Here is a 13147-nt window from a genome sequence, read left to right as displayed (position 1 = left end):
TCGGATCAATGGTGGTTGTGGCAATATTTCCGACGTGGATGCACTCGATCGAGCAATCATCGACGAGTTGGTGCGCGACGGCCGGCTCACCAACCAGGAGTTGGCGCAGCGCGTGGGACTCACGCCCGCGCCGTGCCTGCGCCGCGTGCGCCGCCTCGAGGCCGACGGCGTGATCACCGGCTACACCGCCGTCCTCGACCAGGCGGCGCTGGGCCGCGGCTTCGAGGTCGTCATCAACGCCGATCTCGGCGCCAACGACCGCGCGTCGGTGGAGGCCTTCGAGGCGCGGATCGCCTCCTTCGACGAGGTCATCGAGGTGCGCCGCATGTTCGGCCTGCCCGATTACCTGATCCGCGTGCGCGTCGCGGATCTCGCGACGTACGAGCGCTGGGTCACCACGCACCTCATGGGCGACCCGGCGATCGTGCGCGTGGACTCCCGCATGACGATGAAGGTGGTCAAGTGAGCGCCGCGGACGCCGATTCCCTCGTCGCGCAGCGGATCGCCGACGATGCGTGGCCCGGCGGCACCGTCGAACCGCTGCTGGTCAGCGAGAACGCCACGTTCCGCGTGCGCGGCGGGCCGCGGCCGGCGGTGCTGCGGCTGCACCGGCCCGGGTACGTCGGCGACGCGGCGATCGCCTCCGAGCTGGCGTGGATCGCCGCCCTCCGCCGCGATACGACGGTGCCCGTGGTCGAGCCGCTGAGCGACGTCCTCGTCGACGGCCCGACGGGGCGCCGCGCGGTGCTGTTCGCGGAGCTGCCGGGCGGCCCCGTGCCCGACGACGCGCTCGACGTCGCGCACTTCGCGGCGCTCGGCGAGATCGCCGCGGTCTTCCACGAGCACGCCGAGTCCTGGCGTCGGCCCGCCGAATTCACGCGCTTCACCTGGGGCGTGGCGGAGACTATCGGGCCGCGGCCCCGCTGGGGTTCCTGGCGCGACGGCCTCGCGGTGGGGGAGGCGCACCGTCGGGCGATCGCGCCGGCGGCCGACCGCGCGGCGGAACGGATCGACGCCTTCGGCCGCACCGCCGACCGATTCGGGCTGATCCACGGCGACCTGCGCGCCGCGAACCTCATCACGCCCGGCGCGGGATTCACCGTCATCGACTTCGACGACGCCGGGTTCGGCTGGCACCTCTTCGAATTCGCGGCCGCCGCGTCCTTCGTCGAGACGGACCCGCGGCTGCCGGAGTGGGCAGCGGCCTGGACCGCGGCGTACCGCCACCGTCGGGCGCTGCCCGACGCGCACGCCGCACTCCTGCCCGACTTCGTGCTGCTGCGGCGGCTGCAACTGCTCGGCTGGCTCGGCACGCACGCGCATGCACTGGAGGCGGATCCCGGATTCGCCGACGGCACCGTCGAACTGGCGCAGGCGTACCTGGCCGGGCGGCTACTGTGAGCGCGTGAGCTTCTCGGAATCGGTCGCCGCGCACGTCGTGCGCTACGGCGGCACCTTCGCGCCCCTGCCCATCGACCGCGCCGCGGGCACCTACGTGTACTCGGGGGAGCGGCGGTGGCTCGACTTCACCTCCGGCCAGATGAGCGCCATTCTGGGGCACAGTCATCCGGCCATCGTGGCGACGGTGCACCGGGAGATCGCGACGCTCGACCATCTGTTCTCGGGGATGCTCTCGCCGCAGGTGGTGACGCTGGCCGAGCGGCTCGCGGCCACCCTGCCGGAGCCGCTGAGCCACGTTCTGCAGCTGACCACGGGCGCGGAGTCGAACGAGGCCGCGCTGCGGATGGCCAAGCTGTACACGGGCAAGCACGAGATCGTCAGCTTCTCGAAGTCCTGGCACGGCATGACCGCCGGCGCCGCCGCGGCGACCTACTCGTCGGGGCACAAGGGCTACGGGCCCACCGCGCCCGGCAACTTCGCGCTGCCGACGCCGAATGCGTACCGCTCCCGGTTCGTCGACGCCGCGGGCAAGTACGACTGGGAATCCGAGCTGGACTTCGGTTTCGAGCTCATCGACGCGCAGTCGACGGGCTCGCTCGCCGCCTGCCTGGTGGAGCCGATCCTGTCCTCGGGCGGGATCATCGACGTGCCCGTCGGGTACCTCGCGGCGCTCAAGCGCAAGTGCGAGGAGCGGGGCATGCTGCTCATCGTCGACGAGGCGCAGACCGGCCTGTGGCGCACCGGCGCCGCGTACGCCTTCGAGCGCGACGGCATCGTGCCCGACATCCTCACCCTCTCGAAGACGCTCGGCGCGGGCCTGCCGATCGCCGCGGTGGTGACCTCCGCGGAGATCGAGCGCGTCTGCCACGAGCGGGGCTTCCTGTTCTTCACCACGCACGTCAGCGATCCGATGGTCGCCGCCGTCGCGACGACGGTGCTGGACGTCCTGGACGACGGGGTCGCCGCCTCGGTCGCGGCGCGCGGGGCGCGGCTGCGGGCCGGGCTCGACGAGCTGGCGCTGCGCCACGAGGCGATCGGCGACGTGCGCGGGCGCGGCCTGATGCAGGGCATCGAGCTGGTCCGCGACCGGGAGTCCAAGGAGCCGGCGAACGAGCTGGGTAAGCTGGTGACCGAGCGCTGCTACGAGCGCGGCCTGCACATGAACGTGGTGCAGCTGCCCGGCATGGGCTCGATCTTCCGCATCGCGCCCCCGCTCACCGCCTCGGACGCCGAGATCGACGCGGGCCTGGAGATCCTCGATTCGGCACTGCGGGGGTAGCTCATCGGCCTTCGGAAAATATATCCGCGCGGACCGATGAGTTCCGGCGGCGCGGCCCGTCTAACCATGTGACGGTGTTCGAGAGTCGGATGCCGCAGACCAAGGAGCGACGCCATGCACAAGATGATCTTCGTGAACCTGCCCATCGCCGACATCCAGCGCTCGCGCGACTTCTTCACCGCCGTGGGCTACACCATCAACGAGCAGTTCAGCGACGAGAACGCCGTCGCCGTCGAGCTGGGCGAGAACATCGCCGCGATGCTGCTCAAGACCGACTTCTTCGGCACTTTCCACGAGTCCACCACCGCCGCCCCCGGGGTCAAGGAGACCCTCATCGCGCTGAGCGCGGAGAGCCGAGAGGAGGTCGACGAGATCGTCGGCCGAGCCGTCGCCGCCGGCGGCACGGAGGGACGGTCGGAGGACCACGGCTTCATGTACGGCCGCTCCTTCGACGATCCGGACGGCCACGGCTGGGAGATCATGTGGATGGATCCGGCCGCGGCTGCGGGCGGGCCCGAGGCCGCGCAGAGCTGACATGACCGTCGCCGACGCCGGCTTCGACCAGGCCACCGCCCCGCTCCGCGCCGAGTTGCTGGCGCACTGCTACCGCATGTCGGGCTCCGCGTCCGACGCGGAGGACCTGGTGCAGGAGACCTACCTGCGCGCGTGGAAGGCCTTCCACCGCTTCGAGGGCCGGTCGTCGGTGCGCACGTGGATGTACTCCATCGCGACCAACGTCTGCCTCACCGCCGCCACGGCCCGGCGGGTGCTGCCAGTCGGGCTCGGCGGCGAGCCGTCGAATCCGCTGGAGCCGGTCGCGCCGTCGACCGAGGTGCTGTGGCTGCAGCCCCTCCCGGACCGCGCGCTCGGCGATCCGGGGGAGGCGGCGGTCGCCCGGGAGGGCATCGGGCTCGCGATGGTCGCGGCGCTGCAGGTGCTGCCGGCCAAGCAGCGGGCCGCGCTGATCCTGCGCGACGTCCTCGAGTTCTCCGCCGCCGAGACGGCCGCGGCCCTCGAGACCTCCGTGGCGTCGGCGAACAGCGCCCTGCAGCGGGCCCGGGCCTCGATCGGCGACGGTGCCGCCCGCGACGGCCGGAAGGCCGCGGAGCTGTCCGACGACGAGAAGCGGGTGTGGGGCGAGTTCTGCGCCGCCTTCGAGCGGCACGACATCGACGGGGTGGTGCGCATCCTCGCCGCCGACGCCACGTGGGAGATGCCGCCGATTCCCGGCTGGTACCGCGGTGCGGAGGCCATCGGTGAGCTGTCGCGGACGCAGTGCCCCGCGCAGGTCGCCGGGGATCTGCGGATGGTCCCGACGGTGTGCAACGGCCTGCCCGCCGCCGCGATGTACCTGCGCGATCCCGGCGCAGGAGTGTGGCTGCCCTTCCAGCTGGACGTGCTGACCTTCACCGACGGCGAGCTCACCCACGTCTCCGCGTTCCTCGATCCCGCGGACCTGTTCGCGCTCGCCGGGCTGCCGGCCGAACTGCGCTGAATCAGCGGGCGGCGCCGTCGGCGTAGGCGGCGACGGCGAGGCGCCAGGACCGGTCGCGTGCGTCTGCGGTGGGGCCGAGCAGGCCGTGCCGGTCCTTCGTCGCCAGGCCTTCGAGGAGTGCGCCGAAGCCGAGCGCGATCGCCTCGACGTCCGCCCGGTCGGCGCTGCCCGTGAGTGCGCCGAAGGCCTCGACGAGCACGCGCCGGCACTCGTGCACCGGGTGCTCGGGCGGGATCGGGCCCGTGAGTGGGCGCGCGAACATCACGTCGACCAGCGCGGGCTCGTCGGCGGCGAAGCGGCGGTAGGCGTCGGCCCAGGCGGAGAGCACCTCGCGGGGCGCGCCCTCCGCCTGCGGCAGGGTCTCGACGAGCAGGGCGAAGCCGCGCAGCGCGACCGCGTTCACGAGGCCGTCGCGGTTCCCGAAGAGCTGGCCCAGCGCGGCGATGTTCGTGCCCGCGGCGGCCGCGGCGCGCCGGGTCGTGAGCCCGTCCACGCCCTCGGCGCGGACGATCTCCAGTGCGGCGGCGGCGATCCCGTCCGCGACCTCGGGCGTCCTGGTTCTCTGTCTCGGCATCTTCCTCGGCAATTGTATCAGTGATATGTTTCGGCCATGACGACCCTGGAACGCGTCCTCGCTCGTGTCCTCGACTCCATGCCCGTCGCCCGTTGGCTCCAGCTCTCGGTCGACGATGTCACACCCGACCGCGCCGTCCTCTCGATGCCGGTCGTCCCCGACGTCACCTTCGACGGGGTGCACTGCCACGGCGGCATCGTCGCCATGCTGGCCGACATCGCCGCGGTCGGCGCGGCGTACGCCGCGATCCACGACTCCGGCCGCGTCGCCGCGACCACCGCCATGAACTCCCACAACCTCCGCCCGGCGCGCGGGGAGCGCCTGGTCGCGGTCGGCCGCCTCGTCGGACCTCCCGGCCGCACCATGATCGCCGCGGCCGACGTCTACACCGACACCCTCGACGGCACCCGCTGCCTCACCGGCCTCTACACCGCCACCGCCCTCGACCGCCCGCTCACCGCACCCGCCGACTGAGTCTCGCGGCGGCGCGCCCGGAGGGGAGCGATGGTGCCTTCCCGTCGACTCTCGGATTCTGTCCGTTGTGGACTCGTCGTCCGAACTGGACAGAATCCGAGAGTCGCGCGGCAGGAGCACCGTCGTACCCGGCGGGAGGTACGCCGCGCTCCCGAACCGGGCCCGTCGGGGCGCTACGGGTACGGGATGAAGCGGTAACCCATCCCGGGCTCGGTGACGAAGTAGCGCGGGTGGGACGGATCCGGCTCCAGCTTGCGGCGCAGCTGCGCCATGTACACGCGCAGGTAGTTGGTCTCGCGCGAGTACGACGGCCCCCACACCTCGTGCAGCAGGGTCTGCTGGGAGACGAGGCGGTCGGCGTTGCGGACCAGCACGTCCACGATCTTCCACTCGGTGGGGGTGAGGCGCACCGTCGTGCCGTCGCGGGTCACCGTCCGCGCCTCGAAGTTCACCTCGAAGGCCTCCGTCTTGGCGGGGGCGGGGGCGTCGACGAGGCCCGTCCGCCGGACCTGTGCCCGCACCCGGGCCAGGAACTCGTCCATGGCGAAGGGCTTGGTCACGTAGTCGTCGGCGCCGATGTCCAGCGATTCCACCTTGTCGTCGCTGCCGTGCCGCGCCGAGAGCACGATCACCGGTGACGTGCAGAACTCCCGCAGCTTCGCCAGCACCGCGGTGCCGTCGATGTCGGGCAGGCCCAGGTCGAGGACGATGACGTCGGGCGTCCGCTCGCGCGCGATCTGCAGCGCGGACCGGCCGTCGGCGGCCGTCTCCACCTCGTAGCCACGGGCCTTGAGGTTGATCCGCAGGGTGCGCAGGATCGCGGGCTCATCGTCGACCACCAGAACGAACGTCACGAGACCACCTCATCACTCGACACCGGCTGCGCGGCGGGCAGGTCCACGATCATCGTCAGGCCGCCGCCCGGGGTGTCCTCCGCGGTGAGCGTGCCGCCCATCGCCTCGGTGAGCCCGCGGGCCACCGCGAGCCCCAGCCCCACGCCGTTGCCGGCCGGGGCGTCGCCCATCCGCTGGAAGGGCTTGAACATCGCCTCGCGCTGCTCCTGCGGCACGCCCGGGCCGTGGTCGCGCACGTGTACCTGCAGCCGATCCCCGTCCGGGGTGTGCACGCCGGAGACGCCGACCGTGACCGGGCCGCCCCGCGAATGCCGCACCGCGTTCTCCACGAGGTTCGCGAGCACCCGCTCCAGCAGGCCCGGATCGGCGAGCGCCGTGGGCGTCGCATCCGTGTCGTCGCAGGCGAAGTCGAACGCCAGGTCGGCATCGGGGAGCGCGGTCCAGATGGCGGGCAGCACCTCCTCGATCCCCACCTCGCGGGTGAGCAGCGTCAGCGAATCGGACTGCAGCCGCGACATGTCGAGCAGGTTCCCCACCAACGAGTCCAGCCGGTCGGCGCTCTCCTCGATGGTCGCGAGCAGCTCCGCCTCGTCCTCGTCGGACCACTCCACGTCGTCGCTGCGCAGCGAGCCGACGGCGGCCTTGATCCCCGCCAGGGGCGTGCGCAGGTCGTGCGAGACCGCGCTGAGGAGGGCCGTCCGGGCGCGGTTGCCCTCGGCCAGGGCCCGGGCCTGCTTCGCCTCCGCGCTGAGCTCCTCCCGGTCGAGCCGGGCCGCCGCGTGCGCCGCGAAGGCGACGAGCAGGCCGTGCTCGGACGCGCTGAGGCTGTCGCCGTCGACCACCAGCGCCACGGTGTCGCCGACCATCGCCGCATCGGTGCCGTCCTCCGGGGTGAGCGGCGACTCGCGGCGGCCCGCGACCAGCTGCCAGGGGGAGTCGGCGTCGTCGCGCCGCAGCAGCGAGGCGCCGCGCAGCCCGAAGGTCGCGATGGCCTCCTCGAGCAGGGCGGGGATCTCGTCGTCCGCGTTCTCGGTCGCGAGCAGGGTGTCCGCGAGGCCGCTGAGCACGTCGGCCTCGGCGCGGGCCCGGGCGGCGCGGGCGGTCTGCCGGGCCGCGAGCGAGACCACCGACGCGACCGCGATCGCCGTGAGCACGAACATCGCCACGGCGAAGACGTTCTCGCCCGACGCCACGGTGAACGTGTAGAGGGGCGGGGCGAAGTAGTAGTTGAGCAGGAACGATCCGAGGATCGCCGCGGGCACCGCCGGCCGGATACCGCCCACCAGGGCGACGGCCACCGTCAGCATGAGGAAGAGCATGAGCTCGGTGGGCAGCGAGTGCCACTGGCGGGTCTGCGCGAGCAGGGCCGTCAGGATCACCGGCCCCGCGATCGCCAGCACCCAGCCGGCGATGGTGCGCCGCTTGCCGAGCAGCACGGGGTCGGGGCCGTCGATGCGGGGCAGCAGCCGGCGGCGGCCCGCGCCCGCGGCCCGCTCGTGCGTGACCACCTGCACGTCGATGTCGCCGGAGCCCTCGATCACCGCGTCGGAGACGGGCCGGCGGACCATCGACGTGAGCGCGCGGTGCCGCGACTTGCCGAGGACGATCCGCGAGGCGTTGACCGACGTGGCGTACTGCAGGATCGCGGCGGCCACGTCGTCGCCGGTGACGACCTGGAAGGTGCCGCCCAGCGATTCGGTGAGCTGCCGCAGCTGCGCCAGCGAGGCGGGGGAGGCGCCCGAGAGGCCGTCGCTGCGCGCGACGTACACCGCGCGCAGCTCGCCGCCCGCACCCTTCGCCGCGATCCGGGCGCCGCGCCGCAGCAGCGTCCCGCCCTCGGGGCCGCCGGTGAGCGCGACGACGGTGCGGTCGCGGGTCGGCCACGCCGCCGATATGCCCTGCTCGGAGCGGTACTGCTCGAGCCGCTCGTCCACGCGGTCGGCCAGCCACAGCAGCGCGAGTTCCCTTAGCGCCGTGAGGTTCCCGATGCGGAAGAAGTGCGAGAGGGCCGCGTCCACCTTGTCGGGGGCGTAGATGTTGCCGTGCGCCATGCGCCGCCGCAGCGCCTCGGGGGTCATGTCCACGAGCTGCACCTGCTCGGCGCGGCGGACGACGGTGTCGGGGATCGTCTCGCGCTGCCGCACGCCGGTGATCGACTCGACGACGTCGCCGAGGGACTCGAGGTGCTGGATGTTGACCGTGGTGACCACGGTGATCCCGGCGTCGAGCAGCTCGGCGATGTCCTGCCAGCGCTTCTCGTTCTTCGATCCGGGGGCGTTCGTGTGGGCGAGCTCGTCGACGAGGACCACCGTCGGGTGCGCGGCGATCACCGCGTCGACGTCCATCTCCTCGAGCACCGCGCCGCGGTACTCGACCTTCCGCCGGGGGATCACCTGCAGCCCCTGGACCTGGGCCTCGGTCTGGGGCCGGCCGTGGGTCTCGACGTAACCCACGACCACCGACGTCCCGCGCGAGGCACGACGCACGCCCTCGGTGAGCATGGCGTAGGTCTTGCCCACGCCGGGCGCGGCGCCCAGGTAGACGCGAAGAAGCCCCTTCGGCATGTGTCCCCCTCCTTCTCCGACCGGGCTACTTCGCGGCGATGTCGGTGAGCGCGGCGTTCAGATTCACCACGTTAACCCGCTCCTCGCCCAGGTAGCCGAGCTGACGCCCCTCGGTGTGCGCGGAGACCAGCGCGGTCACCCGCTCCGCCGCCAGACCGCGGGCCTTCGCGACGCGCGCCACCTGCTGCCGCGCGTACGCGGGGGAGATGTGCGGATCGAGCCCGGAGAAGCTCGCCGTCACGGCGTCGGTCGGCACGTCCGACGGTGCCACGCCGTCCTCCGCGGCGACCTTCGCGCGGCGCTCCGCGATGAGCGCGACCAGCTTCTCGCTGTTCGGCCCGAGGTTGGTGCCGCCGGAGGCGAGGGTGTCGTACTCGCCGGCGGACGGGCGCGGGTGGAACCACTGCGGACCGTCGAACTTCTGGGCCAGCAGCTCGGACCCGACGACGGTCCCGTTCTGCTCGATCTGCGAGCCGTTCGCCTTCGCGCTGAACGCGACCTGCCCGACGCCCCAGATCGCCAGCGGGAACAGCGCCCCGAGGACGACGGTCATGACGATCAGCATGCGCAGGCCGGCGAGGAGCTGGCGCGGTGTGGAACTCAACATGTCAGAGCCTTTCAGGAGAGGCCGGGCAGGAGCTGCACGACGAGGTCGATCAGCTTGATGCCGAGGAAGGGGACGACGATGCCGCCGAGGCCGTAGATGGTGAGGTTGCGCGCCAGCAGCTTGTCGGCCGACTTGGCGGTGTACTTCACGCCCCGCATCGCCAGCGGAATCAGCGCGACGATGATGAGCGCGTTGAAGATCACCGCCGAGAGGATCGCCGACTGCGGGCTGTGCAGCCGCATCACGTTGAGCACGTCGAGGCCGGGCGCCAGGGGCACGAACATCGCCGGGATGATCGCGAAGTACTTCGCGATGTCGTTGGCGATCGAGAACGTGGTCAGCGCACCGCGGGTGATGAGCAGCTGCTTGCCGATCTCCACGATGTCGATGAGCTTCGTCGGGTCGGAGTCCAGGTCGATCATGTTCCCGGCCTCCTTCGCGGCGGAGGTGCCCGTGTTCATCGCGACGCCCACGTCGGCCTGCGCGAGCGCCGGCGCATCGTTGGTGCCGTCGCCGGTCATCGCGACGAGGCGGCCGCCCTCCTGCTGCTGCTTGATGAGCGCCAGCTTGTCCTCGGGGGTGGCCTCGGCGAGGTAATCGTCGACACCCGCCTCCTCGGCGATGGCCTTCGCGGTGAGCGGGTTGTCGCCGGTGATCATGACGGTGCGGATGCCCATCGCGCGCAGCTGCGCGAAGCGCTCCCGCATGCCCGCCTTGACCACGTCCTTGAGGTGCACGACGCCCTGCAGGGTCGGCGCCGCGCCGGGCTCGGCGTAGGCGACGACCAGCGGGGTGCCGCCGGAGGCCGAGATCTCATCGACGGCCAGCCGCACGTCGACGGCGCCGAGCGCCTCGCTGACGGCCTCGCCCAGGGTCTCGCCGGGCCCGTCGACCCGGTGCTCCGCGGCGACCCACGCCAGCACGGCCGCCGAGGCGCCCTTGCGGATGCGGGTGCCGTCGGGCAGGTCGACGCCCGACATGCGGGTCTGCGCCGTGAACGGCACGACGGTGCCGAGGCGCACCGTCGGGACCTCGTGGCCGCGCTCCGTCGCCAGGTCGACGATGGAGCGCCCCTCGGGCGTCTCGTCGGCCAGCGAGGCGAGCAGCGCGTGCCCGGCGAGCGTGTGCTCGTCGACCCCCGCGACGGGGTGGAACGACGTGGCCCGGCGGTTGCCGTAGGTGATGGTGCCGGTCTTGTCGAGCAGCAGCGTCGAGACGTCGCCCGCGGCCTCCACCGCGCGGCCCGACTTGGCGATCACGTTGCGCTGCACCAGCCGGTCCATGCCGGCGATGCCGATCGCGGAGAGCAGCGCGCCGATCGTCGTGGGGATGAGGCAGACGAGCAGCGCCACGAGCACCACCACGTCGACCGCGCCGCCCGAGTAGATCGCCATCGGCTGCAGCGTCGCGACCGCCAGCAGGAAGATGATCGTGAGCACCGTGAGCAGGATGTTCAGGGCGATCTCGTTCGGCGTCTTCTGCCGGTTGGCGCCCTCGACGAGGCCGATCATCCGGTCGATGAAGCTCTTGCCCGGCTCGGTCTTGATCTCGACGACGATGCGGTCGGACAGCACCCGGGTGCCGCCGGTGACGGCGCAGCGGTCGCCGCCGGACTCGCGCACGACGGGGGCGGACTCGCCGGTGATCGCCGACTCGTCGACGGTCGCCATGCCCTCGACGACGTCGCCGTCGCCGGGGATGACCTCGCCGGCCTCGACGATCACGAGGTCGCCGACGTGCAGCTGCGAGCCGGGGACCTGCTCCTCGCCCGACGCGGTCCTGCGCCGCGCGATGGTCTCCGTCTTGGCCTTGCGCAGCGAATCGGCCTGCGCGCGGCCGCGGCCCTCGGCGACGGCCTCGGCGAGGTTCGCGAAGAGCACCGTCGCCCAGAGGAAGACGGCCACGGACCACGCGAACACCGACGGGTTCACGATCGCCAGCGCGGTGGTGTACACCGAGGCGATCCACACCACGAAGACGACGGGCTGCCGGATCTGCGTGCGCGGGTCCAGCTTCGCGGCCGCGCGGGGCAGCGCCGACTTGAGCTCGGCGAGCGAGAACGCGGAGCGCCGCTTCGGTGCCTGGGTGACGGCCTTCGGGTCCGACGGGGTGGTGTCGGTCAGCGTGTTCGTCACTGGGTGACCTCCGAGATCGGTGCGAGCGCGAGGGCGGGGACGAAGGTCAATCCGGCCACCAGGACCACGACGCCCACGGTGAGGCCCACGAACAGCGGGCGGTGGGTGGGGATGGTGCCCGCGGTGGCGGGCACGGGGTGCTGCTTGGCGAGCGCGCCCGCCAGGGCGAGGATCGCGACCATGGGCGCGAAGCGGCCGAGGAGCATCGCGGCGCCGAGGGTGTAGTTGAACCACGGGGTGTCGACGGCGAGGCCCGCGAAGGCGCTGCCGTTGTTGTTCGCGGCCGAGGCGTAGGCGTAGAGGACCTCGGAGAGGCCGTGCGCACCGTCGTTGGTCATGGCGGCGACGCCCTGCTCCTGGACCACGGTGGCGGCGGTGCCGACCAGCACCAGCGCGGGCATCACCAGGATGTACAGCGCGGCGAGGGTGATCTCGGTGCGGCCGATCTTCTTGCCCAGGTACTCGGGGGTGCGGCCCACCATGAGACCGCAGAGGAAGACGGTGAGGACGGCGATGACGAGCATGCCGTAGAGGCCGGATCCCACGCCGCCGGGGCTGATCTCACCGAGCAGCATGTTCACCAGCGCGGCGCCGCCGGCGCCGGGGGTGAGGCTGTCGTGCGCGGCGTTGACGGCCCCCGTCGACGTGCTGGTGGTGGCGGTGGCGAACAGGCCGGTGCCCCACTGGCCGATCCGCAGCTCCTGGCCCTCGAGGGCGGCGCCCGCGGCCTGGCCGGCCGTGCCCTGGTTGCCCAGCTGCGCGCCGATGGAGATCGCCGTGGAGACGGCGAAGATCACCGTCATCGAGCCGAGGATCGCGTAGCCCTGCCGGTGGTTGCCGACGAGGTTGCCCAGCATGCGGGGCAGCGCCACGGGGATGAGCAGGATGAGGAAGATCTGGAACAGGTTGGTCGCGGCCGTCGGGTTCTCGAAGGCGTGCGCGGAGTTGGCGTTGAAGTAGCCGCCGCCGTTGGTGCCGAGGAGCTTGATGACCTCCTGGCTCGCGACGAGGCCGCCGGTGAGCACCTGCTTCTGCCCGTCGAGCCCGACGATCTCGTGCCGCTGCCACAGCGTCTGCACGACGCCCTGCGCCATGAGGATGACGGCGCCGATCACAGCGATCGGCAGCAGCACGCGCAGCGTGATGCGGGTGAGGTCCACCCAGAAGTTGCCGAGCCGGTCGGTGCGGGAGCGGACGAAGCCGCGGATCAGCGCGACGGCCACGGCGATGCCGACGGCCGCGGAGACGAAGTTCTGCACCGCGAGGCCGATCGCCTGCGCGATGAGGTTCATGGCGCTCTCGCCCGAGTACCACTGCCAGTTGGTGTTGGTGACGAAGGAGATCGCGGTGTTGAGGGCCTCGTCGAAGCGCCACTGCTTCGGCTCGACGCCGGGCAGCCAGCCCTGCACGAGGAGCAGGATCGTGAGCCCGACGATGCTGACGGCGCTGAACGCGAGCGCCGCCAGCGCGTAGACCCGGTAGCCCTGCTCGGCCTCGGGGTCGGCGCCCACGAGGCGGTAGACGACGCGCTCGACGCGCCAGTGCTTGGGCGTGGTGACCACGTGCGCCAGGTAGTCGCCGAGCGGGCGGTACGCGATGGCGAGCGCCGCGACCAGGGTGCCGATCGTCAGCAGGCCGGAGAGGGTGCCGCTCATCAGAAGCGCTCCGGGCGCAGCAGGGCGTACAGCAGGTACGCCAGGGTGAGGATCGTGGCCGCCAGGGCCAGCGCGTTGGAGATGTCCATGCGCTCCACTCGACCACCGT

Annotated in this window: 13 protein-coding genes; 6 read left to right on the top strand and 7 right to left on the bottom strand. The window is 72.1% G+C overall.

Annotation, left to right across the window (positions count from 1 at the left end):
* Positions 1-34 precede the first annotated feature (34 nt).
* From ACM9LD_RS10130 to ACM9LD_RS10110, 5 genes are all read left to right on the top strand, one after another.
* Entirely contained in the window at positions 35-466 is a 432-nt protein-coding gene (locus ACM9LD_RS10130; RefSeq protein WP_415676543.1) for an Lrp/AsnC family transcriptional regulator, read from the top strand.
* The gene (locus ACM9LD_RS10125; RefSeq protein ID WP_415676542.1) at positions 463-1401 is read left to right on the top strand and encodes a phosphotransferase enzyme family protein; all 939 of its coding nucleotides are present in this window, start codon (positions 463-465) and stop codon (positions 1399-1401) included. Before ACM9LD_RS10130 ends, ACM9LD_RS10125 begins: the two co-directional genes overlap by 4 nt.
* A gap of 4 nt (positions 1402-1405) precedes the next feature.
* Positions 1406-2680: an aspartate aminotransferase family protein gene (locus ACM9LD_RS10120; protein ID WP_415676541.1), complete on the top strand. Its 1275-nt coding sequence runs from the start codon at positions 1406-1408 to the stop codon at positions 2678-2680.
* A gap of 114 nt (positions 2681-2794) precedes the next feature.
* Positions 2795-3214 (top strand): VOC family protein, encoded by a 420-nt coding sequence (locus ACM9LD_RS10115; protein WP_415676540.1) that lies wholly within the window; start codon positions 2795-2797, stop codon positions 3212-3214.
* 1 nt (position 3215) lies between these two features.
* Complete coding sequence (locus ACM9LD_RS10110; protein WP_415676539.1) at positions 3216-4175, top strand: RNA polymerase subunit sigma-70; 960 nt, start codon at positions 3216-3218, stop codon at positions 4173-4175.
* Position 4176: 1 nt separating this feature from the next.
* Here the strand turns inward: ACM9LD_RS10110 and ACM9LD_RS10105 are convergent, their stop codons facing one another.
* The gene (locus tag ACM9LD_RS10105; protein ID WP_415676538.1) at positions 4177-4749 is read right to left on the bottom strand and encodes a TetR/AcrR family transcriptional regulator; all 573 of its coding nucleotides are present in this window, start codon (positions 4747-4749) and stop codon (positions 4177-4179) included.
* 36 nt (positions 4750-4785) lie between these two features.
* Between ACM9LD_RS10105 and ACM9LD_RS10100 the strand changes: the two genes are divergently transcribed.
* Complete coding sequence (locus ACM9LD_RS10100; protein WP_415676537.1) at positions 4786-5223, top strand: PaaI family thioesterase; 438 nt, start codon at positions 4786-4788, stop codon at positions 5221-5223.
* A gap of 173 nt (positions 5224-5396) precedes the next feature.
* Here ACM9LD_RS10100 and ACM9LD_RS10095 read toward each other — a convergent pair whose 3' ends face one another.
* Genes ACM9LD_RS10095 through ACM9LD_RS10070 form a run of 6 tightly spaced genes read right to left on the bottom strand, consistent with a single transcriptional unit; the run spans position 5397 to position 13127 of the window.
* Complete coding sequence (locus tag ACM9LD_RS10095) at positions 5397-6077, bottom strand: response regulator (protein ID WP_415676536.1); 681 nt, start codon at positions 6075-6077, stop codon at positions 5397-5399.
* Positions 6074-8641 (bottom strand): ATP-binding protein, encoded by a 2568-nt coding sequence (locus tag ACM9LD_RS10090; RefSeq protein ID WP_415676535.1) that lies wholly within the window; start codon positions 8639-8641, stop codon positions 6074-6076. The genes ACM9LD_RS10095 and ACM9LD_RS10090 overlap by 4 nt, the downstream gene beginning before the upstream one ends.
* A 25-nt stretch (positions 8642-8666) precedes the next feature.
* Positions 8667-9248, bottom strand: a complete 582-nt coding sequence (gene kdpC / locus ACM9LD_RS10085) for a potassium-transporting ATPase subunit KdpC (protein ID WP_415676534.1) — start codon at positions 9246-9248, stop codon at positions 8667-8669.
* An 11-nt stretch (positions 9249-9259) separates the two neighbouring features.
* A complete protein-coding gene (kdpB, locus tag ACM9LD_RS10080) occupies positions 9260-11383 on the bottom strand; it encodes a potassium-transporting ATPase subunit KdpB (protein WP_415676533.1) in 2124 nt (707 codons plus the stop codon).
* Entirely contained in the window at positions 11380-13038 is a 1659-nt protein-coding gene (gene kdpA, locus ACM9LD_RS10075; protein ID WP_415676532.1) for a potassium-transporting ATPase subunit KdpA, read from the bottom strand. The genes kdpB and kdpA overlap by 4 nt, the downstream gene beginning before the upstream one ends.
* Positions 13038-13127: a potassium-transporting ATPase subunit F gene (locus tag ACM9LD_RS10070; RefSeq protein WP_074850389.1), complete on the bottom strand. Its 90-nt coding sequence runs from the start codon at positions 13125-13127 to the stop codon at positions 13038-13040. Before ACM9LD_RS10070 ends, kdpA begins: the two co-directional genes overlap by 1 nt.
* Positions 13128-13147 lie beyond the last annotated feature (20 nt).

Origin of the sequence: Tsukamurella hominis (genome assembly GCF_965137015.1) — a bacterium.
GTDB classification, from domain to species: Bacteria; Actinomycetota; Actinomycetes; order Mycobacteriales; family Mycobacteriaceae; genus Tsukamurella; species Tsukamurella hominis.
This window is presented reverse-complemented; position numbering and strand designations above follow the sequence as displayed.

Coding starts and splice junctions, on each gene's coding strand:
- ACM9LD_RS10115 (WP_415676540.1), top strand. CDS start 2,795: ATGCACAAGATGATCTTCGTGAACCTGCCCATCGCCGACATCCAGCGC.
- ACM9LD_RS10110 (WP_415676539.1), top strand. CDS start 3,216: ATGACCGTCGCCGACGCCGGCTTCGACCAGGCCACCGCCCCGCTCCGC.
- ACM9LD_RS10105 (WP_415676538.1), bottom strand. CDS start 4,749: ATGCCGAGACAGAGAACCAGGACGCCCGAGGTCGCGGACGGGATCGCC.
- ACM9LD_RS10100 (WP_415676537.1), top strand. CDS start 4,786: ATGACGACCCTGGAACGCGTCCTCGCTCGTGTCCTCGACTCCATGCCC.
- ACM9LD_RS10090 (WP_415676535.1), bottom strand. CDS start 8,641: ATGCCGAAGGGGCTTCTTCGCGTCTACCTGGGCGCCGCGCCCGGCGTG.
- kdpC (WP_415676534.1), bottom strand. CDS start 9,248: ATGTTGAGTTCCACACCGCGCCAGCTCCTCGCCGGCCTGCGCATGCTG.
- kdpA (WP_415676532.1), bottom strand. CDS start 13,038: ATGAGCGGCACCCTCTCCGGCCTGCTGACGATCGGCACCCTGGTCGCG.
- ACM9LD_RS10070 (WP_074850389.1), bottom strand. CDS start 13,127: ATGGACATCTCCAACGCGCTGGCCCTGGCGGCCACGATCCTCACCCTG.